The organism is Methylobacterium sp. J-070, from assembly GCF_022829385.1.
Classification (GTDB): Bacteria; Pseudomonadota; Alphaproteobacteria; order Rhizobiales; family Beijerinckiaceae; genus Methylobacterium.
Genome location: NZ_JAKSXX010000172.1, coordinates 1 through 19,048, shown reverse-complemented (window position 1 = coordinate 19,048; position 19,048 = coordinate 1). Strand labels below are relative to the sequence as shown.

Sequence of the window (19,048 nt, the reverse complement as noted above, 5' to 3'; positions counted from 1 at the left end):
CGGCTGCGCCTCGTCGCCACCGACGAGTTCGCCCGGATGATGGACCTCGACCGGCTGCGCCCGGTCCCGGCCCTGGAGCTGTTCCGCCACCACGCCGGCGACGTGATCCGCGGCGCCTTCGTGCCGCTCGCGGCCTTCGCGCTGTTCCACCTCGTCACGATCTTCCCGATCGCGTGGCTCGCGCTCAACAGCACCGGCCGCTCGCCCGGCGAGTTCCTGATCGTGCAGTTCTCCGGCGCCATCGTGTGCGCCGGCGCGGTGGCGGCCTCCGGGCTGATCGCCGACCAGATCGGCCGCCGCAACAGCCTGATCATGAGCGCCTCGCTGATCGGCTTCTTCGCCCTCGGCAGCATCCTCGCGCCGCTCCTGTTCGGGGAGAGCGCCATCGGCCAGACGATCTACGTGACGATCGGCTTCATGCTGCTCGGGTTCGCCTACGGCCAGACCGCGGGCGCGGTGACGGCCCGGCTCGGCAACCGCTACCGCTACACCGGCGCGGCGCTGACCTCGGACTTCGCGTGGCTGATCGGCGCCGGCTTCGCGCCGCTGGTCGCGCTGTTCCTGTCCCAGCGCTACGGGCTGGCGATGATCGGGGTCTACCTCCTGTCGGGGGCGGTCTGCACCCTCGCGGCGCTGTTCTTCGACCGTTCGGAAATGCGTCAGATGTAGCCCGGCGCGGCGCGCGGTGCAGGCCGCGCGGACCGCCCTGGCAGACGGGAACGCCGCCTCGTGCGGCACGGCAGAAGCGCCGCGGCAGCGGCATGGGATGACGAGACGCGTGCTGTGACCTCTGGGAACCCTCGACCGGACAGGACCGACACCGCGCCCCCCCGGGGCCGCCGCGGGCGCCGCCTGTTGCCGCTCCTCGCCCTGCCGCTGCCGCTGCTGCTGGGCGGCTGCAACTTCGTGGTCCTGCATCCGGCCGGCTACGTGGCCGAGCAGCAGCGCAACCTCGTGCTGGCCGCCACCGGCCTGATGCTCCTGATCATCGTCCCGGTGATCGCCTTCACGCTGATCTTCGCGTGGCGCTACCGCGCCAGCAACACGGACGCGGTCTACGACCCCGAATGGCACCACTCGACGCAGCTCGAGGTGCTGATCTGGACGGCGCCGCTGATGATCATCATCGCGCTGGGCGCCCTCACGTGGATCGGGACCCACACCCTCGACCCGTTCCGGCCGCTGAGCAAGATCGACACGAAGCGCGACGTCCCGGCCGGCACCGTGCCGCTGGAGGTCGAGGCGGTGGCGATGGATTGGAAGTGGCTGTTCCTCTACCCGCAATACGGGATCGCCACGGTCAACGAACTCGCCGCGCCGGTGGACCGGCCGATCCGGTTCAAGATCACCGCCACCGACGTGATGAACACGTTCTACGTGCCGACGCTCGCCGGCATGGTCTACGCCATGCCGGGCATGCAGACCCAGCTCCACGCCGTGGTCAACCGCGAGGGCGCCTACGAGGGCCGCTCGGCCCATTACAGCGGCGCCGGCTTCTCCAACATGTTCTTCAAGTTCCACGGCCTGACCAACGACGGCTTCGACCAATGGGTCGCCAAGGCCAAGGCCCAGGGCGGCGAGCTGAGCCAGGAGGCCTACCTGAAGCTCGAGGAGCCGAGCGAGGCCGAGCCGGCGCGCTACTACAAGTCCTACATGCAGGGCCTGTTCGACCGGATCATCGGCATGTGCCCCCGGCCCGATCAGATGTGCGTCGGCGAGATGGCGAAGATCGACGCCCAGGGCGGCGCCTCGGGCGAGGCGGCGGAGGCCAACTACAAGCGGCTGCAATACGACAACCGGCTCGCCGAGCGCGGGGTCGAGGGACCCGGCGCCACGGCGCCGGCCTCGGAGACCGGCCCGCACGGGCAGACGCAGCCCCAGGGCATGCAGCCGCGGCCCGACATGGGCAACCCCGAATCCCGGAGCCAGAAGGCGCCCGACAGCCAGGGCAAGGGCTCCGGCGAGGGCCAGAGCGAGGGCGGCCAGATCGCCCCCAAACAGCTCAACCAATGACCCGGCTGAACCGATGATGCCGCTCCCGATGCGAGCGGACCCGACACACATGACCGGCGGTCGCCGTCGAACCCACTGAACGGGCCGATCCCATGTTCGCAAATACGGACCTCCAGCAACTCCTCTTCGGCCGATTCACGATCGAGCAGATCCCCTATCACGAGCCGATCCTGCAGGCGACGTTCGCCGGGGTGGCGGTGGTCGGCCTCGCGGTGCTCGGCGTCATCACCTACTACCGCTTCTGGGGACCGATGTGGCGTGACTGGATCACGTCGATCGACCACAAGAAGATCGGCATCATGTACTGCCTGTTCGCGCTGGTGATGCTGCTGCGCGGCTTCGCCGACGCGGTGCTGATGCGCTCGCAGCAGGCGGTGGCGTTCGGCTCGGAGCAGGGCTTCCTGCCGCCGCACCATTACGACCAGATCTTCACCGCCCACGGCATGATCATGATCTTCTTCGTGGCGATGCCGTTCGTCACGGGGCTCATGAACTTCGCCGTGCCGCTGCAGATCGGCGCCCGCGACGTCGCCTTCCCGTTCCTGAACAACTTCAGCTTCTGGATGACGGTCGCCGGCGGCATGCTGGTGATGGTCTCGCTGTTCGTGGGCGAGTTCTCCCGGGCGACCTGGCTCGCCTACCCGCCGCTCTCGGAGGCCTCGATGAGCCCCGGCGTCGGCGTCGACTACTACATCTGGGCGCTGCAGATCGCCGGCATCGGGACGCTGCTCTCGGGCATCAACCTGATCGCCACCATCGTGAAGATGCGGGCGCCCGGCATGACCATGATGAAGCTGCCGATCTTCGTCTGGTCATCGCTGTGCACCAACATCCTGATCGTGGCCGCCTTCCCGATCCTCACGGCCGTCCTCGCGATGCTGTCGCTCGACCGCTACGTCGGCACGCACTTCTTCACGAACGACCTTGGCGGCAACGCCATGCTGTACTTCAACCTGATCTGGATCTGGGGCCACCCGGAGGTCTACATCCTGATCCTGCCGGCCTTCGGGGTGTTCTCGGAGATCACCTCGACCTTCTGCGGCAAGCGCCTGTTCGGCTACACCTCGATGGTCTACGCGCTGGTGGTCATCACCATCCTCGCCTACCTCGTGTGGCTGCACCACTTCTTCACCATGGGCTCGGGCGCGGACGTGAACTCGTTCTTCGGGATCACGACCATGATCATCTCGATCCCCACGGGGGCGAAGATCTTCAACTGGATGTTCACCATGTACCGCGGCCGGATCCGGTTCGAGGTGCCGATGCTGTGGGTGGTGGCGTTCATCGTCACCTTCGTGATCGGCGGCATGACCGGCGTCCTGCTGGCGGTGCCCCCGGCCGACTTCGTGCTGCACAACTCGCTGTTCCTGATCGCGCACTTCCACAACGTGATCATCGGCGGCGTGCTGTTCGGCATGTTCGCCGGCGTGACCTTCTGGTTCCCCAAGGCGTTCGGCTTCAAGCTCGACGAGTTCTGGGGGAAGATGGCTCTCGTGTTCTGGGTCTCCGGGTTCTACGTCGCCTTCATGCCGCTCTACGTGCTCGGCCTGATGGGCGTGACCCGGCGCATGCAGCACTTCGACGACCCGTCGCTGCAGATCTGGTTCGTGATCGCCGCCTTCGGCGCCGCGCTCATCGCCTGCGGGATCGCCTCGCAGATCGTGATGTTCGTGGTCTCGATCCGCAACCGCGACAAGCTGCGCGACCTGACCGGCGACCCGTGGGGCGGCCGGACGCTGGAATGGTCCACCTCCTCGCCGCCGCCGGACTACAACTTCGCCTTCACGCCGGTGGTCCACGATTCCGACGCGTGGTGGGACATGAAGAACCGGGGCTTCGCCCGTCCGATGCAGGGCTACCGGCCGATCCACATGCCCAAGAACACCGCGACCGGGGCGATCCTGGCGGGCCTGAACTTCACCTTCGGGCTGGCCATGATCTGGTACGTCTGGTGGCTGGCGGCGCTCAGCTTCGTGGCGATCTTCGTCGTCGCGATCGCCCACACCTTCAATTACAAGCGCGACTACTACATCCCCGCCGACACCGTCAGCCGGACGGAAGGTCAGCGGGCCCGCGAGCTGGAGATGGCGTGATCCGATGATGCACGCGGAGACTGCACCCCCCGGCGCCGCGGCGCCGGTCTTCTACCAGACCGACGAGGAGGGCCATCACTCCGAGGGCTCGACCATGCTCGGGTTCTGGCTCTACCTGATGAGCGACTGCCTCATCTTCGCGACCCTGTTCGCGACCTACGGGGTGCTCGGCCGCAGCTACGCGGCCGGGCCGACCCCGAAGGAGCTGTTCGACCTGCCGGGCATCGCGGTGAACACCGCCATGCTGCTGTTCTCGTCCATCACCTACGGCTTCGCCATGCTGGAGATGGACCGGGACCGGGTGAAGCAGACGCAGATCTGGCTGGCGGTGACCGGCCTGTTCGGCGCGGCCTTCGTATTCCTGGAGATCCGGGAATTCGTCCACCTGTTCCATGAGGGCGCACCGCCCTGGCGCAGCGCCTTCCTGTCGTCGTTCTACACCCTGGTGTCGACCCACGGCCTGCACGTCTCCATGGGCATCCTGTGGCTGATCGTGCTGATGGTGCAGGTCCGGAAGCACGGGCTGATCGTCGAGAACAAGCGCCGGCTGATGTGCCTGTCGATGTTCTGGCACTTCCTCGACCTGATCTGGATCGGCGTCTTCACCGTCGTGTACCTGATGGGAGTGCTCGAATGAGCGCCGACGCGCACAACCTCGCCGGGCCCGCGGGGCACGGCCACGAAGCCCACGCCCACAGCGAGGGCGGGCACGGCAGCATCCAGAGCTACCTGACGGGCTTCGTCCTGTCGGTGATCCTGACGGTGATCCCGTTCTGGCTGGTGATGGGCAACGTGCTCGACAACAGCCTCGTCACCACCCTGGTGATCCTGGCGCTCGGCGGCGTCCAGATGGTCGTGCACGTCGTCTACTTCCTGCACATGAGCACGAAGTCGGAGGGCGGCTGGACCTTCATGGCGCTGATCTTCACCATCACGCTGGTGGTGATCATGCTCGCCGGTTCGGTGTGGGTGATGTACCACCTCAACCACAACATGATGCCGATGGATGCCCACGACGTCATGAACAACGCCCGCTGATCCGGCCTCCGGACCGGGAGCCGGTGGGACCGGCGGGAGGCGCCGGCCCCTCCCCTGCGGGGCCCTCACGGCTGCGGCGGGTGGTCTTCGGTGTCGCCGCCGGGCTCGTCTTCGTCGTGCTCCTCGGCCTCGGCACGTGGCAGGTGGAGCGCCGGGCCTGGAAGCTCGACCTGATCGCCCGGGTCGATGCCCGGGTCCACGCGCCGGCCGTGCCGGCCCCCGGCCCCGCCGACTGGGCGCGCGTCGGTCCCGACGACGCCTACCGGCACGTGCGGCTCTCGGGCACCTTCCTGCACGATCGCGAGACCCTGGTTCAGGCGGTGACCGAGCGCGGCGGCGGCTTCTGGGTGCTGACGCCGCTCCGCCGTCCCGACGGCAGCCTCGTCCTGGTCAACCGCGGCTTCGTGCCCGGCGACCGGCGCGACCCGGCGACCCGGGCGGCCGGACAGGTCGCGGGCGAGACGACGGTGACCGGCCTCCTGCGGCTGACCGAGCCCGGGGGCGCCTTCCTGCGCTCCAACGATCCGAAGGAGGGCCGCTGGTACTCCCGGGACGTGGCCGCCATCGCGTCCGCCCGGGGGCTCGGCGACGTCGCCCCTTACTTCGTCGATGCCGATGCGGCGCCCGATCCCGGCGGCCTGCCGGTGGGCGGCCTCACGGTGATCGCCTTCCCCAACAACCACCTCGTCTACGCGATCACGTGGTACGGAATGGCGCTGATGCTGGCGGGGGCAATGGTCTACCTCCTGCGGAGCGGCTGGGCGCGGGATCGGGTTTCCGAAGGGCGCTGAGGGGCGTCGTGTCCCGCGGCCCCTGTCCCGGGCGCACGGAGCGGCAGCGGAATGCGACCCGGGAGCCGGCGCACGACTCCGCGAGGCGGCTTACGGAATCGAACGGATCTGCTGGCGCGGCGCTCTGTTTTCCGGATCCCGGACCCAAGTCCACTTTCGTTCCAGGCGTCCGGGAAAGGGACGCGGTCGATCAGACCTGTCGAAGGCTGGACTCCAGGGGGGAGTAGCCCGCTCCGAGCGCGTCCCTATAATGGCGTGACAAACGCCATAACGAGTCAGCGCCATGACCTCCCGCATCCCGAACTTCGCCGAGATCCCGCTGGCGGGCGAGTCGCTCGCGGTCGCGGCGCCTGTTCTGGGCGAGCCTTGGATGACCCCGGAGGGGATCCCGGTGAAGGGCCATTACGGCCCGGAGGACCGGGCGGGGATCGAGTTCCTCGACACCTATCCCGGTCTCGCGCCGTTCCTGCGCGGCCCCTACCCGACCATGTACGTCACCCAGCCCTGGACGATCCGGCAATATGCCGGCTTCTCGACGGCCGAGGATTCGAACGCCTTCTACCGGCGCAACCTCGCGGCCGGGCAGAAGGGCCTGTCGGTGGCCTTCGACCTCGCCACCCACCGGGGCTACGATTCCGACCACCCCCGGGTCTCCGGCGATGTCGGCATGGCGGGCGTGGCGATCGACTCGATCTACGACATGCGCACGCTGTTCTCAGGGATTCCCCTGGACGAGATGACCGTGTCGATGACGATGAACGGCGCGGTGCTGCCGATCCTCGCCCTCTACATCGTCGCCGCCGAGGAGCAGGGCGTGCCGCCCCAGAAACTCGCCGGCACGATCCAGAACGACATCCTCAAGGAATTCATGGTCCGCAACACCTACATCTATCCCCCCAAGGGATCGATGCGGATCATCTCGGACATCTTCGCCTACACGTCGAAGAACATGCCGAAGTTCAATTCGATCTCGATCTCCGGCTACCACATGCAGGAGGCCGGGGCGACGAACGACCTGGAACTCGCCTACACGCTGGCCGACGGCGTCGAGTACATCAAGGCGGGGCTGGCCGCGGGGCTGACCATCGACCAGTTCGCCCCGCGCCTGTCGTTCTTCTGGGCGATCTCGACCAATTTCTTCATGGAGATCGCCAAGATGCGGGCCGCGCGCCTGATCTGGGCGAAGCTCGTGAAGGGGTTCGACCCGAAATCCGAGAAGTCGCTGGCGCTGCGCACCCACTCGCAGACCTCCGGCTGGTCGCTCACCGCCCAGGACGTGTTCAACAACGTCACCCGCACCAACATCGAGGCGATGGCGGCGACGCAGGGCGGCACGCAGTCGCTCCACACCAACGCGCTGGACGAGGCCCTGGCGCTCCCCACCGACTTCTCGGCCCGGATCGCGCGCAACACCCAGCTGTTCCTGCAGCAGGAGAGCGGCACCACCCGGATCGTCGACCCGTGGGGCGGCTCCTACTACGTCGAGAAGCTCACCGCCGACATGGTGGCGCGCGCCTGGGAGCACATCCGCGAGGTCGACGGGCTCGGCGGCATGGCCAAGGCGATCGAGGCCGGCATCCCCAAGTTGCGGATCGAGGAGGCGGCCGCCCGCGCCCAGGCCCGGATCGACTCCGGCCGCCAGACCATCGTGGGCGTCAACAAGTTCCGGGCCGACGACGACATGGCGATCGACCTGCTGCGGGTCGACAACGGCAATGTCCGCCGCCTCCAGATCGACAAGCTCAAGCGCCTGCGCGCCGAGCGCGACGAAGCCGCGGTCTCGGCGCGGCTCGAAGCGCTCACCCGGGCCGCCGACGGCGCCGGCAACCTGCTGGAGCTCGCCGTCGCGGCGGCCCGCGCCAAGGCGACGGTGGGGGAGATTTCCGAGGCCCTGGAGAAGGCCTGGGGCCGGCACCGCGCCGAGATCCGCTCGATCTCCGGCGTCTACAAGCGCGAGGTGGGGGGCATGTCGCCTGTGGTCGAGGAAGTCCGGGCGCTGGTCGAGGCGTTCGAGGAGAACGATGGCCGCCGGCCGCGCATCCTGGTCGCCAAGATGGGCCAGGACGGGCACGACCGCGGCCAGAAGGTGATCGCCTCGGCCTTCGCCGATCTCGGCTTCGACGTGGATATCGGTCCGCTCTTCGCCACCCCGGCGGAGGCCGCCCGGCAGGCGGTGGAGAACGACGTGCACATCGTCGGCGTCTCCTCGCTGGCGGCCGGCCACCTGACCCTGGTGCCGGAGCTGAAGGCGGCGCTCGTGGAGCAGGGCCGCGACGACGTGATGATCGCCATCGGCGGCGTGATCCCGCCGGGCGACTACGAGGCGCTGCGGGCGGCCGGCGCGGCCGCGATCTTCCCGCCGGGCACGGTGATCGCCGAGGCGGCCGTCAACCTGATCCGGGCGCTGAACGACCGGCTCGGCTACGGGGCGCGGCAGGCGGCGGAGTAGGGCGACACCTCCGAGGCGGCCGGTCAGACCGCCTCATCCCCTCCCACCCGCACCCTCATCCTGAGGTGCCGGAGCGCAGCGGAGGCCTCGAAGGAGACCTCCAGCCGGCCGCGCGATCCCTGGAGCCCTCCTTCGAGGCCCGCTGACGCGGGCACCTCAGGATGAGGCGGTGCTGTGGGATCGGCCCTCGTCAGTTCAGCGCCTGCGGGTCCGCCTCCGTCAGGAAGGCCCCGACCGCGTGGAGGAACTGCATGCGGTTCTTCTCCATCATCACCGTGTGGGTTCCCTCCCCCAGCTCGACGAAGCGCTTGTAGGGCGTGTGCGTGAGCTTCGTGAAATACTCCTGCGCCTGGTAGCTCGGCAGATCCGCGTCCCACTCGGCGTGGATGATCAGCACCGGCACGCGGATATCGCCCGGGTCGTAGAGCGGCTTGCCGGCCTGCCAGTACGCCTTCGAGTCGGCGACGACGCCGTTCGGTGCGCGCAGGACCGGCGGCGTCTGCTTCGCGCCGACCGGATCGGTGGCGAAGGTCGCGTCGGCCCAGAGATCGAACCAGCCCGCCGGGATCAGGTCGGCCGTCTTGTCCTCCGGCACGCCGGTCAGCCAGCGCGCCCGGGCGCTGTCCCGGCTGACGCTGCGATAGGCGCCGAGCGGCCCGTTGCCGCCGATCAGGGCCGGCGTGCGCGCCAGCCATTGCGGCGCGTAGAGGACGAGCCGGTTGACCTTGTCGTTGTGGGTGCTGGTGTACGGCCCCATGGTCGAGGTCCCCCAGGACCAGCCCATCAGGTCGATCTTTTCGACGTTCCGCCGCTTCAGGATGAAGTCCACCACCTGCCCCACCACCTTGGCGGAATCGGGGGTGCGCATGAACGGCTCGTTGTCGGAGGCCGGCGCGCTCATGACGGCGGGGCGCCCGGACAGTCCGTAGCCCGGCAGGTCCACGAGGTAGACGTCGAACCCCAGGCCCGCGAGATAGTCCATGGCCGACATCCCGCCGAGCGGCAGGTCGAAGGCCGTGGAGGCCGGATAGGTCGCCCCGTGGACGTAGAGCAGGATCCGGTCGCCCGGGAACCGGTCGATCCCGGCGGGGCGCTTGTTGCGGACGTAGATCTCGACCCCCGGCTCGCCCCAGGGCAGGCGGAATTCCTCCGTCTGCAACCGGTCCGACGGGGCCGCCGCGGACGGGGCTGGTGACGCCGCGACCGCGACCCCGGCGGCCAGCGCCCCGACCAGCTGGCGCCGATCCAAGCCCCTGCCCGGCCGCGCCCCGTCCCGATGCGTCTGCACTGGTCTGTCCGACATGGCTTTCTCCCGCCTGCCTTGTCTGGCGGCTACGGCGATTCAACCAACGGGTGTCCTCCGGCGCAACGCTCCGGGGCCGCGGCCGGCCGACAGACGGCGGCTTCCGTCGCCCGATCGGGCGAAAGCGCGTGAGAAACGCCCGCCCCTGTCGCCGGAACGCGTGACGCCGCGGCTCCGGGCGGGCATGGAGGCGGGAGATCCCGGGAGACGCCCGTCCATGACGACTCCGACCACCGTCGCCACCACCCCCTTCCCCGACCAGAAGCCGGGGACCTCCGGCCTGCGCAAGAAGGTGCCGGTGTTCCGGCAGCCGAACTATGTCGAGAACTTCGTCCAGGCGATCTTCGACACCCTGCCCGACCGGGCCGGCGCGACGCTGGTGCTCGGCGGCGACGGGCGCTTCCTCAACCGCGACGTGGTCCAGAAGACGCTCCGCCTCGCCGCCGGCAACGGGTTCGGCCGGGTCCTGGTCGGGCGCGGCGGCCTGCTCTCGACGCCGGCGGCCTCCTGCGTGATCCGCAAGGCCAAGGCGATCGGCGGCATCATCCTGTCGGCGAGCCACAACCCGGGCGGGCCGGAGGGCGATTTCGGCATCAAGTTCAACGCCGCCAATGGCGGCCCGGCCCCGGAATCGGTCACCGACGCGATCTTCGCGCGCGCCAAGGCGCTGACCGAATACCGCCTCGTCGAGGCCCCCGACCTCGACCTCGACACCCTCGGCGAGACCCGGCTCGGCGCCATGACGGTGACGGTGATCGATCCGGTGGCCGACTACGCCGAGCTGATGCGCACGCTCATCGACTTCGACGCGGTGTCGCGCCTGTTCGCCTCCGGCTTCCGCATGCGCTTCGACGCCATGAGCGCGGTGACCGGCCCCTACGCGGTCGCCATCCTCGAAGGCATGCTCGGCGCCCCCGCAGGCACGGTGGTCAACGCCGTGCCGAAGGAGGATTTCGGCGGCCATCACCCGGATCCGAACCCGGTCCATTGCCACGACCTGTTCGATCTGATGCAGGGGCCGGACGCCCCCGATTTCGGCGCCGCCTCGGACGGCGACGGCGACCGCAACATGATCGTGGCCCCGGGCCTGTTCGTGACGCCGAGCGACAGCCTCGCCCTGCTCGCCGCCCATGCCCACCGGGCGCCGGGCTACGCGGGCGGTCTCGCGGGGGTCGCGCGCTCCATGCCGACGAGCCGGGCCGCCGACCGGGTCGCGGCCGCGCTCGGCATCACGGCCTACGAGACCCCCACCGGCTGGAAGTTCTTCGGGAATCTCCTGGATGCCGGGCTGATCACCCTGTGCGGCGAGGAGAGTGCCGGCACCGGCTCGAACCACGTGCGCGAGAAGGACGGGCTCTGGGCGGTGCTGCTCTGGCTCAACATCCTCGCCGCCACGGGCGAGCGCGCCGACGCCCTGGTCCGGGCGCATTGGCGGACCTACGGCCGCGACTACTACGCCCGCCACGACTACGAGGAGGTGGACGCGGCCGCCGCCAACGGCCTGATGGACGCGCTCCGGGAAAAGCTCGCCGGGCTGCCGGGCACGCGGATCGGCGACCTGACGGTGTCGACCGCCGACGAGTTCGCCTACCGCGACCCGGTCGACGGCTCGCTCACCGGGCGGCAGGGCATCCGCATCGGTTTCGCCGAGGATGCGCGGGCGGTGTTCCGGCTCTCGGGGACCGGAACCGCCGGCGCGACGCTCCGGGTCTATCTGGAGCGCTACGAGAACGCCCCGGACCGGCTCGACCTGCCCGTCGCCGAGGTCCTGGCCCCGGTGGCGGCGGCGGCCCGCGCCATCGCGGAGATCGCGCCCCGCACCGGCCGGGCGGAGCCGAGCGTGGTGACCTGAACGGGGTTTCCAAAGGGCGCGCCCTCTGCCGGGGCGTCGGGTGAGGTCCGAAGACATCGCGCCGAGCCGGTCCCGCACTGTCGTCTGTGTCTGGAACGCAGTCCTTTCCCGGGCGCATGGAGCGTAAGCGGAATGCGACCCGGGACCCAGCACGGGACGGCGCGAAGCGTCCATATTCGGTGCCGCTTCGCGGCGCTTCGTGCGCTGGATCCCGGATCAGGTTCCGCTGGCGCTCCACCTGTCCGGGAAAGGGGTGCGTCCTGAGCCCGGTGGCGGCGCCCCGACGCTTCTTTCGCGCGGCGCTACCGATCGTCGGCCGTGGCGTAGACGCGCAGGCGGTGCCCGTCCGGATCGACCGCCATGAAGCTCCGGCCGAAATCGAGATCGATCGGCTCCAGGATGATCGTGGCGCCCTTCGCGGCCCAATCGGCGTGTGTGGCGTCCACGAGCGCCGCCCGGTCCACCCGGAAGCCGATCTCGCAGCCGCCGCCCGCGGCGGCCGGGGCCGGGACGATCTCGTGCCGCGCCCAGAGGCTCAGCGCCGGCCCGGAGGGCAGGAGGAACAGCACGAAGGTGGGGCTCGCCTCGACCGGCTCCTGGCCCAGAAGGCGTGCGTAGAAGCGCGCGCTGGCCGATCCGGGCGAGCGCGCTCCGGGCGGCACCGCTCAGCCGGTCGTCGGCGCGGTCGGCGACCCAGCGCGAGCCGAGCACCAGCGCCTCGATCTCCTCGGGGGTGAACATCAGGGGCGGCAGGAGGAAGCCGGGCTTCAGGACGTATCCGACGCCAGGCTCCCCCTCGATGTGCGCGCCCGGGGCCTGCAGGCTGGCGATGTCCCGGTAGAGGGTGCGCAGGCTGACGCCGATCTCTCCGGCCAGCCGGGCCCCGCTCACCGGCCGGCGGTGCTGCCGCAGGGCGTGGAGCAGATCGAACAGGCGTTCCGAGCGCGGCATGGCGGGTCTTTCTGTGCCCGCGCCGCCCGGGATCGGCAGCGCCGGCCGATTCGGCGCGCGCCTATGGTGCCGCGTGATCGATCTCCTTCACCATGTGCACGATGACGTCGTCATCCCGCGTCCGGCCCGGCCCGTCATAGGGCTCCTCCCGCTCCACCCGGTAGCCGAGGGCACCGTAGAGGCGCAGGTTCGCGACGTACTTCCTGTTGGTGTAGAGGCGCAGCCGCGCCAGACCCGCCTCCGCGGCGATCGCCTCGGCGAGGCCCAGCAGCCGGGTGCCGAAGCCTCGCCCCTGGAAGGCCGGGTGCACCGCGACGTTGACGATCAGCAGATGGTCGGCCTCGGCCTTCGTCTCGATCAGCGCGGCGAGGTCCGCGCCCGCCTGCAGCAGGTCGAAGCGGTGGGCCAGCACGGACTCGGCGTAGTCCGCACGCATCGGCGTCGGCAGGCGGCCGATCAGCGGGATCCACTTGGTGTAGGCCGCCGCGACCAGCGCCCGGATCGCCTCGGCGTCCGCCGGCCCGGCGCGCCGGATCGCAACCCCCTCGTCCATCGCAAACCCCCCAGCGGTTGACCCGGACCGGTCCATCCCCTAAAGACCCGGCCGTCGATGGGGCTCCGCACGGGGCCCCGTCGCGTTTTCACGCGCACCCGTGGGCGGGATCATCCCGCCCTGTCGTCCCCGACGCGATGTCCGGGAAAAGGAGGGCGCGTTCCTCAATCTCGGTCACGAGAGGACGCGAAACATATGTCGAAGCGGATTCAGGCGAAGCACAAGCTCGACCGCCGCATGGGCCAGAACATCTGGGGCCGCCCGAAGAGCCCCGTCAACCGCCGCGAGTACGGCCCCGGCCAGCACGGCCAGCGCCGCAAGGGCAAGATGAGCGACTTCGGCACGCAGCTGCGCGCCAAGCAGAAGCTCAAGGGCTATTACGGCAACATCACCGAGAAGCAGTTCCGCCGCTACTACGCCGAGGCGATCCGCCTGCGCGGCGATTCCGGCGAGAACCTCGTCGGCCTGCTCGAGCGCCGCCTCGACGCCGTGGTCTACCGGGCGAAGTTCGTCGCGACCCCGTTCGCGGCGCGCCAATTCGTCAACCACGGGCACGTCAAGGTCAACGGCGTCCGCGTCAACATCCCGAGCTACCAGGTGAAGGCCGGCGACCTCATCGAGGTCAAGGAATCCTCCCGCCAGCTCGAGATCGTCATCGTGGCGACCCAGCTCCCCGAGCGCGACGTGCCGGACTACATCGAGGCCGACCACGCCAAGATGACCGCCCGCGTCACCCGCATCCCCAGCCTGTCCGAGGTGCCCTACCCGGTGCAGATGGAGCCGAATCTCGTCATCGAGTTCTACTCCCGCTGATCGGCCGCGCCGCGCGATCGACGAAGGGGCTGCCCACGCGGGCGGCCCCTTCGCGTTTCGCGCGCGCCGCACCGACGGGGCGACCGCCTCTCGCACACCGTCCCGGACGCGGGCTCCGGTGTCCGGAAGAAGGCCCCGGGGGCTCAGCAACCGTGGCAGATCGAGCCCATCGTGTTGCGCATCTTGCTGTCCCAGGCCTTCGAGCGGGCCTCGGCGGCCTTCTGCGCCTTGATCATCTCGGCCTCGTTGATGGGCCGCGGCGGGAGGGCCGCACCGGCGCTGCCGGGTGGCTTGGTCTGGCCCGTCGTCGTGATCCGGCGACCGCCGACCGAGGTGCCGCCCTGCGGCGCCGGGGACGGCGCGGCGCCGGGCGCCGGGCTCTGGGCCAGGGCCGGCGTCCCGCCGAGCAGAAGGCTCAGCATCACCACGTGACGAAGACGTGCCATGGACCTGTTCTCCCCGGCGAAGGATCGTGCATCCGCCCCGCCTGATCTGGCGAGGATCCTAGCCGATCCGTGCGTTAAAATCATGCTTCCGGGCGGGGCCCGATGAGCGGCGCGTCCCCACCCCGGAACCGCCGCGACGCCGTCGCGGCGTCGCTCGCCCGTCTGGCCCCGCGCCTGCCGGATTTCGAGGCCGAAGCCGCCCTCGCGCGGGCGCTCGCGAGCCCCGGCCTGCGCCGGGCCGCCCCCGAGACCGCGGCGCGCCTCGCCCTCGTGAGCTACGCACGCCACGTCTTCACCGAGTACGACGACCTCCTGGCCGACGGCTACGACCGGGACAGCGCCCGCCACTTCGTGCTGGACGACCTCAACGCCGCGCTGGCCGCCTGGGGCGCCGCGCCGATCCCCGCGGGCGAGGCCGCCGAGGCCGACGAGCCGGAGGACGATCCGCACTGACGCGGTCGCGCGCGGCCCCGCCATGCTGTAGGAGACCCGCCCGAGGCCGCCTCCGCGGCGCATGAGGCTTGGCAGCAGACCATGAAGATCAGCGCGCGCAACGTGCTCAAGGGCATCGTCGTCTCGGTGGAGAAGGGGGCGACCACCTCCCACGTCAGGATCGAGATCAGCCCCGGGCAGGTGGTCACCGCCTCGATCACCAACGAGGCCGTCGAGGCGCTCAAGCTCGTCGCGGGCGGCCCCGCCTACGCGGTGGTCAAGGCCTCCGACGTGATGGTGGCGGTCGATTGATTCGGCTGGGTCCGCGCCCCGGCACGTGCAGGCCGCTACGCGCACCCGTTCCCGCTCGGGCCACGATGTCCGCCCGCCTCCCCGGCGGTTCGACGGACCCGGCACACGCGATACCGCCCGCGCCCGCCCGCCCCATGTGCGGGGGAAGGGCGATCGCGCCCGAAAATCCCGTTCTCGGCTGAGCGTGGGCATCGCGTTCCCGCGCAAGCCTCGACTCCGCCATCCCGGGGCCGCGCCGTCCCCTCGGACGCGTCGCCCCCGTGCCGCTGAAACACACCCTCGGACGTGTCCAGCCCGACTCTGATAGCCGGCTCCATGGACGGCTTCCTCGATCGGGCGATCGACGACCGCAATCCGGCAGACACGATGCCGGTGGGAGCCGTCCGCGCCAGCAGCGCACGTCGATGTCCGAGGTCCTGCGCCCATAGTGCGTCTGGCTGCCGGGCTCGCCTCCGGCGCCCCGGAAAGACGGGGCGGTGGATCGAGCCGCCGGCATCTCCGGCGGCAGAGTGAGCCTCCCATCACGCCGTCGGTCTCGGAGAGATCGCTTTTGAGGGATGATGGCGCGGGTGGGACATCCCTGTTGAGCGGCCTTCGTGCCGGCTTGACCCTGGCGCCCAGGCGCGCTCTTTCGGAACATAATAGGAACCCCAGCCCGGACCCCGAGGCGGCGATGGATCCGGAGGTCGCGCTCCGAAAAATCATCCACATCGACATGGACGCGTTCTACGCCTCGGTAGAGCAGCGCGACGACCCCGCCCTGCGTGGCCTGCCGCTGGCGGTGGGCGGCTCGCGGGAGCGCGGCGTCGTGGCGGCGGCGAGCTACGAGGCGCGAAAATTCGGCGTGCGCTCGGCGATGCCGTCCGCCACCGCGCGGCGGCTCTGCCCGGACCTGCGGTTCGTCAAGCCGCGCTTCGAGGTCTACCGGGCGGTCTCGGAGGAGATCCGCGCGGTCTTCGCCCGGCACACCCCGGTGATCGAGCCGGTGGCGCTGGACGAGGCCTATCTCGACGTCACCGAAAACCTCCAGGGGCTGCCCACCGCCACCGCGGTGGCGAAGGCGATCCGGGCCGAGATCCTGGAACGCACCGGGCTGATCGCCTCGGCCGGGGTCTCGTACAACAAGTTCCTGGCCAAGGTGGCGTCCGACCACCGCAAGCCCGATGCGCTGTTCGTCATCACCCCCGCGATGGGGCCGGACTTCGTCGCCGCCCTGCCGATCGGCCGGTTCCACGGGGTCGGGCCGGTCACCGAGGCGAAGATGAAGCGGCTCGGGATCCACACCGGGGCGGATCTCCGGGCCTGGGATCCGGAGCGCCTGCGCGAGACCTTCGGGTCCGCGGGCGCCTACTATCACGCGGTCGCCCGCGGCATCGACCACCGGCCGGTGCGGGCCCACCGGGTGCGCAAGTCGATCGGGGCGGAGACCACCTTCTCGGACGACACGGCGGCCTACGAGGTCCTGGCCGCCCGGCTGGCGCCGCTGTTCGACAAGGTCTGGGCCGGGGCCGACGCCAAGGGCATGCGCGCCCGGACCGTGACCCTGAAGCTCAAATTCTCGGACTTCGCGCAGGTCACCCGGGCGAAGTCCCTCGCCGCCCCGGTGTCCGACCGCGCCGACCTGGAGCGGATCGGCCTCGATCTCCTCGCCGGGCTGTTCCCCCTGCGGCGCAGCGCCCGGCTGATCGGGGTGTCCCTGTCGGGGTTCGCGCCGGGCGCGGCGGAGGCGCCGCGGCAGCTCGGGCTGGGGCTGTGACGCGCGGCCCCGACCCTGCCGCGGCCGCCGATGGCGGTCCGCGTGCGCCCTCAGGCGTTCTTGCGCGGCCGGTGGTTCGGGTCGATGCCGCCGTCGAGCTTGGTCTCGTTGTCGACGTCGCCCTCGAAGGTCGAATCCGCCTGGAGGTCCGCGGGGTCGGCGCCGCTCATGCCCTTCGACGTGCCGATGCCGGGATTGCCCTTGAGGTCGGCGTCGGTCGGGGTGTCGGTCTTCGGATGCTTCGAGGACATGCGGGCTCCTGTGGGGTGCGGGTGTCGGGCCAACGCACCGGGGCCGAGGCGGTCTCCCGGGTCCCGTGCGGCGGTTCGCCTCCCGGTCCCTGCGGCCTCAGCCGATCGCCGCCGACCCGATCCGGCGCACCCCCGCCGCCTCCATCCGCAGCCAGGCCTGCGCGAGGGATCCGCCCGCGTCGATCCCCCGGACCGCATCCTCCACCACCCAGACGTCGAAGCCCGCGGCGCGGGCATCCAGCGCGCTCCAGGCGACGCAGAAGTCGGTGGCCAGCCCGCACAGGACGACGCGGGCGATGCCCCGCTCGGCCAGCGCCCCGGCGAGCCCGGTCCGGGTGGTCCGGTCGGCCTCCAGGAAGGCCGAGTAGCTGTCGACCCGGGGATCCATCCCCTTGCGGACCGCGAGGCTCGCCCGGTCGGTGGCGAGGCCCGGCGCGAAGGCCGCCCCGGCGCTGCCCTGGACGCAGTGCCGGGGCCACAGGACCTGCGGACCGTAGGGCAGCTCCACGGTCTCGAAGGGTGCCCGTCCCGGATGGGTGTCGGCGAAGGAGACGTGGTCGGCCGGATGCCAGTCCTGCGTCAGGGCGACGTGCCGGAATTTCCCCTGGAGCGCGTTGACCGGCCCGACCACCGCGTCGCCGCCCGGGACGGGGAGCGCCCCGCCCGGCAGGAAGTCGACCTGCACGTCGACGACGAGGAGCAGGTCGGCGGCGCCCGGTGTCACGGCAGCATCACGATCGACCCGGTGGTCTCCCGGCCCGCGAGGTCCCGGTGGACCTGCTGCGCCTCGGCCAGCGGGTAGGTGGCGTTCACCGCGATCTTCACCGCCCCGTCGCCGACCACCTTGAACAGGCGGGCGGCGGCCTCCTCCAGGGTGGCGCGGTTCGACGAGAAGGTCGCGAGCGTCGGGCGCGTCACGTAGAGCGAGCCGCGCGGGGCGAGCAGACCCAGATCGAGACCGGTGATCGGCCCCGAGGCGGAGCCGAAGCTCGCCAGCAGGCCGAGCGGCGCGAGGCTGTCCAGCGAGCCCATCAGGGTCGCCTGCCCGACGCCGTCATAGACCACCGGGACGCCCTTGCCGCCGGTGATCTCGCGCACCCGCTTGGCCACGTCCTCCTCGCGGTAGAGGATGACGTGGTCGCAGCCGTTCTGCTTGGCGAGCTCGGCCTTCTCGGGGCTGCCGGCGGTGCCGATCACCGTGGCGCCGAGGTGCTTGGCCCACTGGCAGGCGATCAGGCCGACGCCGCCGGCCGCCGCCTGCCACAGGATCGTGTCCCCGGGCTTCACCGCGTAGGTCCGGTGCAGCAGGTACTCGACGGTGAGGCCCTTGAGCATCATCGCGGCGGCGGTCGTCTCGTCGACGCCGTCGGGGATCGGCACGGCCGCGGCGGCCGGGACCACCGGCTCCTCGGCGTAGCAGCCGTCCGCCACCGAGCCGTACGCCACCCGGTCGCCGGGCTTGAACTGGCTGACGCCCTCGCCCACCGCCGTGACGGTGCCGGCGCCCTCCTTGCCGGGGGTGTAGGGCAGGTGCGGCGACTTGTAGGCGCCGGTGCGGAAGTAGATGTCGATGAAGTTGACGCCGATGGCGGCCTGCCTGACCCGGATCTGCCCGGGGCCCGGCTCGGCCAGGGGCACGTCCTCGAACCGCATCACCTCGGGACCGCCGTACTCGTAGACCCGGATCGCCTTCGGCATCGTTGGACTCCCGCTCGCCGCCTCATCCCTCCGGAGGCGTTGGTGCCCGAGATAACGGAGCGCCGGCGGGAGGCAATTTCTTTTTGCTCCTCGCGCTTCGGTTGTAACCCGACCGGCGACGGCATCGTTCTGGATCCGCCGGTCGCGGGCGCCTATCTAGCGTGTGCCCGTCCTCAGCCGAGCTCCGAGATCCATGTCCGGCACCACCCGCACGAGCGCCGACCTCGATCCGCGCCGCCGCCGCCTCCTCTACCGCGCCTGGCACCGCGGCATCCGCGAGATGGACCTGATCATGGG

At 70.6% G+C, this 19,048-nt stretch carries 19 protein-coding genes and 2 pseudogenes; 13 read left to right on the top strand and 8 right to left on the bottom strand.

Features of this window, described 5'->3' with window-relative positions; genetic code table 11:
• The 7 genes and pseudogenes from MKL01_RS19025 to scpA form a co-directional block, all read left to right on the top strand.
• Positions 1 to 669: pseudogene (locus tag MKL01_RS19025) on the top strand (MFS transporter); the annotation flags it as partial.
• A gap of 114 nt (positions 670 to 783) precedes the next feature.
• Positions 784 to 2,013: a ubiquinol oxidase subunit II gene (gene cyoA, locus MKL01_RS19020; RefSeq protein WP_243906765.1), complete on the top strand. Its 1,230-nt coding sequence runs from the start codon at positions 784 to 786 to the stop codon at positions 2,011 to 2,013.
• Positions 2,014 to 2,105: 92 nt separating this feature from the next.
• Entirely contained in the window at positions 2,106 to 4,106 is a 2,001-nt protein-coding gene (cyoB, locus tag MKL01_RS19015) for a cytochrome o ubiquinol oxidase subunit I (protein ID WP_243906764.1), read from the top strand.
• 4 nt (positions 4,107 to 4,110) lie between these two features.
• Positions 4,111 to 4,743 (top strand): cytochrome o ubiquinol oxidase subunit III, encoded by a 633-nt coding sequence (gene cyoC / locus MKL01_RS19010; protein ID WP_243906763.1) that lies wholly within the window; start codon positions 4,111 to 4,113, stop codon positions 4,741 to 4,743.
• Positions 4,740 to 5,144, top strand: coding sequence for a cytochrome o ubiquinol oxidase subunit IV (cyoD, locus tag MKL01_RS19005; RefSeq protein ID WP_243906762.1), 405 nt, complete (start codon positions 4,740 to 4,742; stop codon positions 5,142 to 5,144). The genes cyoC and cyoD overlap by 4 nt, the downstream gene beginning before the upstream one ends.
• Positions 5,145 to 5,215: 71 nt before the next feature.
• A complete protein-coding gene (locus MKL01_RS19000) occupies positions 5,216 to 5,935 on the top strand; it encodes an SURF1 family protein (protein WP_243906767.1) in 720 nt (239 codons plus the stop codon).
• 283 nt (positions 5,936 to 6,218) lie between these two features.
• Complete coding sequence (gene scpA, locus MKL01_RS18995; RefSeq protein ID WP_243906761.1) at positions 6,219 to 8,384, top strand: methylmalonyl-CoA mutase; 2,166 nt, start codon at positions 6,219 to 6,221, stop codon at positions 8,382 to 8,384.
• A gap of 190 nt (positions 8,385 to 8,574) precedes the next feature.
• Here the strand turns inward: scpA and MKL01_RS18990 are convergent, their stop codons facing one another.
• Entirely contained in the window at positions 8,575 to 9,687 is a 1,113-nt protein-coding gene (locus tag MKL01_RS18990) for an alpha/beta hydrolase (protein ID WP_243906760.1), read from the bottom strand.
• Between the two features lie 217 nt (positions 9,688 to 9,904).
• On the opposite strand from MKL01_RS18990, the gene MKL01_RS18985 reads away from it, so the two are divergent.
• The gene (locus MKL01_RS18985; RefSeq protein WP_243906759.1) at positions 9,905 to 11,539 is read left to right on the top strand and encodes an alpha-D-glucose phosphate-specific phosphoglucomutase; all 1,635 of its coding nucleotides are present in this window, start codon (positions 9,905 to 9,907) and stop codon (positions 11,537 to 11,539) included.
• Between the two features lie 302 nt (positions 11,540 to 11,841).
• Here MKL01_RS18985 and MKL01_RS18980 read toward each other — a convergent pair whose 3' ends face one another.
• The 3 genes and pseudogenes from MKL01_RS18980 to MKL01_RS18970 form a co-directional block, all read right to left on the bottom strand.
• Positions 11,842 to 12,201, bottom strand: coding sequence for a VOC family protein (locus MKL01_RS18980; RefSeq protein WP_243906758.1), 360 nt, complete (start codon positions 12,199 to 12,201; stop codon positions 11,842 to 11,844).
• Positions 12,173 to 12,490 (bottom strand): annotated as a pseudogene (locus tag MKL01_RS18975) (helix-turn-helix transcriptional regulator); the annotation flags it as partial. The gene MKL01_RS18980 and the pseudogene MKL01_RS18975, both read right to left, overlap by 29 nt.
• A gap of 61 nt (positions 12,491 to 12,551) precedes the next feature.
• Positions 12,552 to 13,043, bottom strand: coding sequence for a GNAT family N-acetyltransferase (locus MKL01_RS18970; protein WP_243906757.1), 492 nt, complete (start codon positions 13,041 to 13,043; stop codon positions 12,552 to 12,554).
• Positions 13,044 to 13,238: 195 nt separating this feature from the next.
• Between MKL01_RS18970 and rpsD the strand changes: the two genes are divergently transcribed.
• Positions 13,239 to 13,856: a 30S ribosomal protein S4 gene (gene rpsD, locus MKL01_RS18965; protein WP_007558459.1), complete on the top strand. Its 618-nt coding sequence runs from the start codon at positions 13,239 to 13,241 to the stop codon at positions 13,854 to 13,856.
• 143 nt (positions 13,857 to 13,999) lie between these two features.
• On the opposite strand, the gene MKL01_RS18960 is transcribed toward rpsD, so the two are convergent.
• Positions 14,000 to 14,302, bottom strand: a complete 303-nt coding sequence (locus MKL01_RS18960) for a hypothetical protein (protein ID WP_243906756.1) — start codon at positions 14,300 to 14,302, stop codon at positions 14,000 to 14,002.
• A 102-nt stretch (positions 14,303 to 14,404) separates the two neighbouring features.
• On the opposite strand from MKL01_RS18960, the gene MKL01_RS18955 reads away from it, so the two are divergent.
• The 3 genes from MKL01_RS18955 (at position 14,405) to dinB (ending at position 16,802) form a co-directional block, all read left to right on the top strand.
• Positions 14,405 to 14,755 carry a DUF2293 domain-containing protein gene (locus tag MKL01_RS18955; RefSeq protein ID WP_243906755.1) on the top strand — a complete coding sequence of 117 codons (351 nt, stop codon included), beginning with the start codon at positions 14,405 to 14,407 and terminating at the stop codon, positions 14,753 to 14,755.
• 81 nt (positions 14,756 to 14,836) lie between these two features.
• Positions 14,837 to 15,046 carry a molybdopterin-binding protein gene (locus MKL01_RS18950; RefSeq protein WP_243906754.1) on the top strand — a complete coding sequence of 70 codons (210 nt, stop codon included), beginning with the start codon at positions 14,837 to 14,839 and terminating at the stop codon, positions 15,044 to 15,046.
• 673 nt (positions 15,047 to 15,719) lie between these two features.
• Positions 15,720 to 16,802 carry a DNA polymerase IV gene (gene dinB / locus MKL01_RS18945; RefSeq protein WP_243906753.1) on the top strand — a complete coding sequence of 361 codons (1,083 nt, stop codon included), beginning with the start codon at positions 15,720 to 15,722 and terminating at the stop codon, positions 16,800 to 16,802.
• A gap of 50 nt (positions 16,803 to 16,852) precedes the next feature.
• On the opposite strand, the gene MKL01_RS18940 is transcribed toward dinB, so the two are convergent.
• From MKL01_RS18940 to MKL01_RS18930, 3 genes are all read right to left on the bottom strand, one after another.
• Positions 16,853 to 17,053 carry a hypothetical protein gene (locus MKL01_RS18940; RefSeq protein WP_243906752.1) on the bottom strand — a complete coding sequence of 67 codons (201 nt, stop codon included), beginning with the start codon at positions 17,051 to 17,053 and terminating at the stop codon, positions 16,853 to 16,855.
• Between the two features lie 97 nt (positions 17,054 to 17,150).
• Positions 17,151 to 17,777, bottom strand: coding sequence for a nicotinamidase (locus MKL01_RS18935; RefSeq protein WP_243906751.1), 627 nt, complete (start codon positions 17,775 to 17,777; stop codon positions 17,151 to 17,153).
• Complete coding sequence (locus MKL01_RS18930) at positions 17,774 to 18,751, bottom strand: quinone oxidoreductase family protein (protein ID WP_243906750.1); 978 nt, start codon at positions 18,749 to 18,751, stop codon at positions 17,774 to 17,776. Before MKL01_RS18930 ends, MKL01_RS18935 begins: the two co-directional genes overlap by 4 nt.
• Before the next feature lie 193 nt (positions 18,752 to 18,944).
• On the opposite strand from MKL01_RS18930, the gene MKL01_RS18925 reads away from it, so the two are divergent.
• On the top strand, positions 18,945 to 19,048 hold a 104-nt coding region (locus MKL01_RS18925), incomplete at its 3' end, for a succinate dehydrogenase assembly factor 2 (RefSeq protein WP_243906766.1).

Excerpts from the sequence above, each read along its gene's own strand:
- cyoB (WP_243906764.1), top strand. The coding sequence starts at position 2,106 with ATGTTCGCAAATACGGACCTCCAGCAACTCCTCTTCGGCCGATTCACG.
- cyoC (WP_243906763.1), top strand. The coding sequence starts at position 4,111 with ATGATGCACGCGGAGACTGCACCCCCCGGCGCCGCGGCGCCGGTCTTC.
- cyoD (WP_243906762.1), top strand. The coding sequence starts at position 4,740 with ATGAGCGCCGACGCGCACAACCTCGCCGGGCCCGCGGGGCACGGCCAC.
- scpA (WP_243906761.1), top strand. The coding sequence starts at position 6,219 with ATGACCTCCCGCATCCCGAACTTCGCCGAGATCCCGCTGGCGGGCGAG.
- MKL01_RS18990 (WP_243906760.1), bottom strand. The coding sequence starts at position 9,687 with ATGTCGGACAGACCAGTGCAGACGCATCGGGACGGGGCGCGGCCGGGC.
- MKL01_RS18985 (WP_243906759.1), top strand. The coding sequence starts at position 9,905 with ATGACGACTCCGACCACCGTCGCCACCACCCCCTTCCCCGACCAGAAG.
- MKL01_RS18970 (WP_243906757.1), bottom strand. The coding sequence starts at position 13,043 with ATGGACGAGGGGGTTGCGATCCGGCGCGCCGGGCCGGCGGACGCCGAG.
- rpsD (WP_007558459.1), top strand. The coding sequence starts at position 13,239 with ATGTCGAAGCGGATTCAGGCGAAGCACAAGCTCGACCGCCGCATGGGC.
- MKL01_RS18960 (WP_243906756.1), bottom strand. The coding sequence starts at position 14,302 with ATGGCACGTCTTCGTCACGTGGTGATGCTGAGCCTTCTGCTCGGCGGG.
- MKL01_RS18955 (WP_243906755.1), top strand. The coding sequence starts at position 14,405 with ATGAGCGGCGCGTCCCCACCCCGGAACCGCCGCGACGCCGTCGCGGCG.
- MKL01_RS18950 (WP_243906754.1), top strand. The coding sequence starts at position 14,837 with ATGAAGATCAGCGCGCGCAACGTGCTCAAGGGCATCGTCGTCTCGGTG.
- dinB (WP_243906753.1), top strand. The coding sequence starts at position 15,720 with ATGGATCCGGAGGTCGCGCTCCGAAAAATCATCCACATCGACATGGAC.
- MKL01_RS18940 (WP_243906752.1), bottom strand. The coding sequence starts at position 17,053 with ATGTCCTCGAAGCATCCGAAGACCGACACCCCGACCGACGCCGACCTC.
- MKL01_RS18930 (WP_243906750.1), bottom strand. The coding sequence starts at position 18,751 with ATGCCGAAGGCGATCCGGGTCTACGAGTACGGCGGTCCCGAGGTGATG.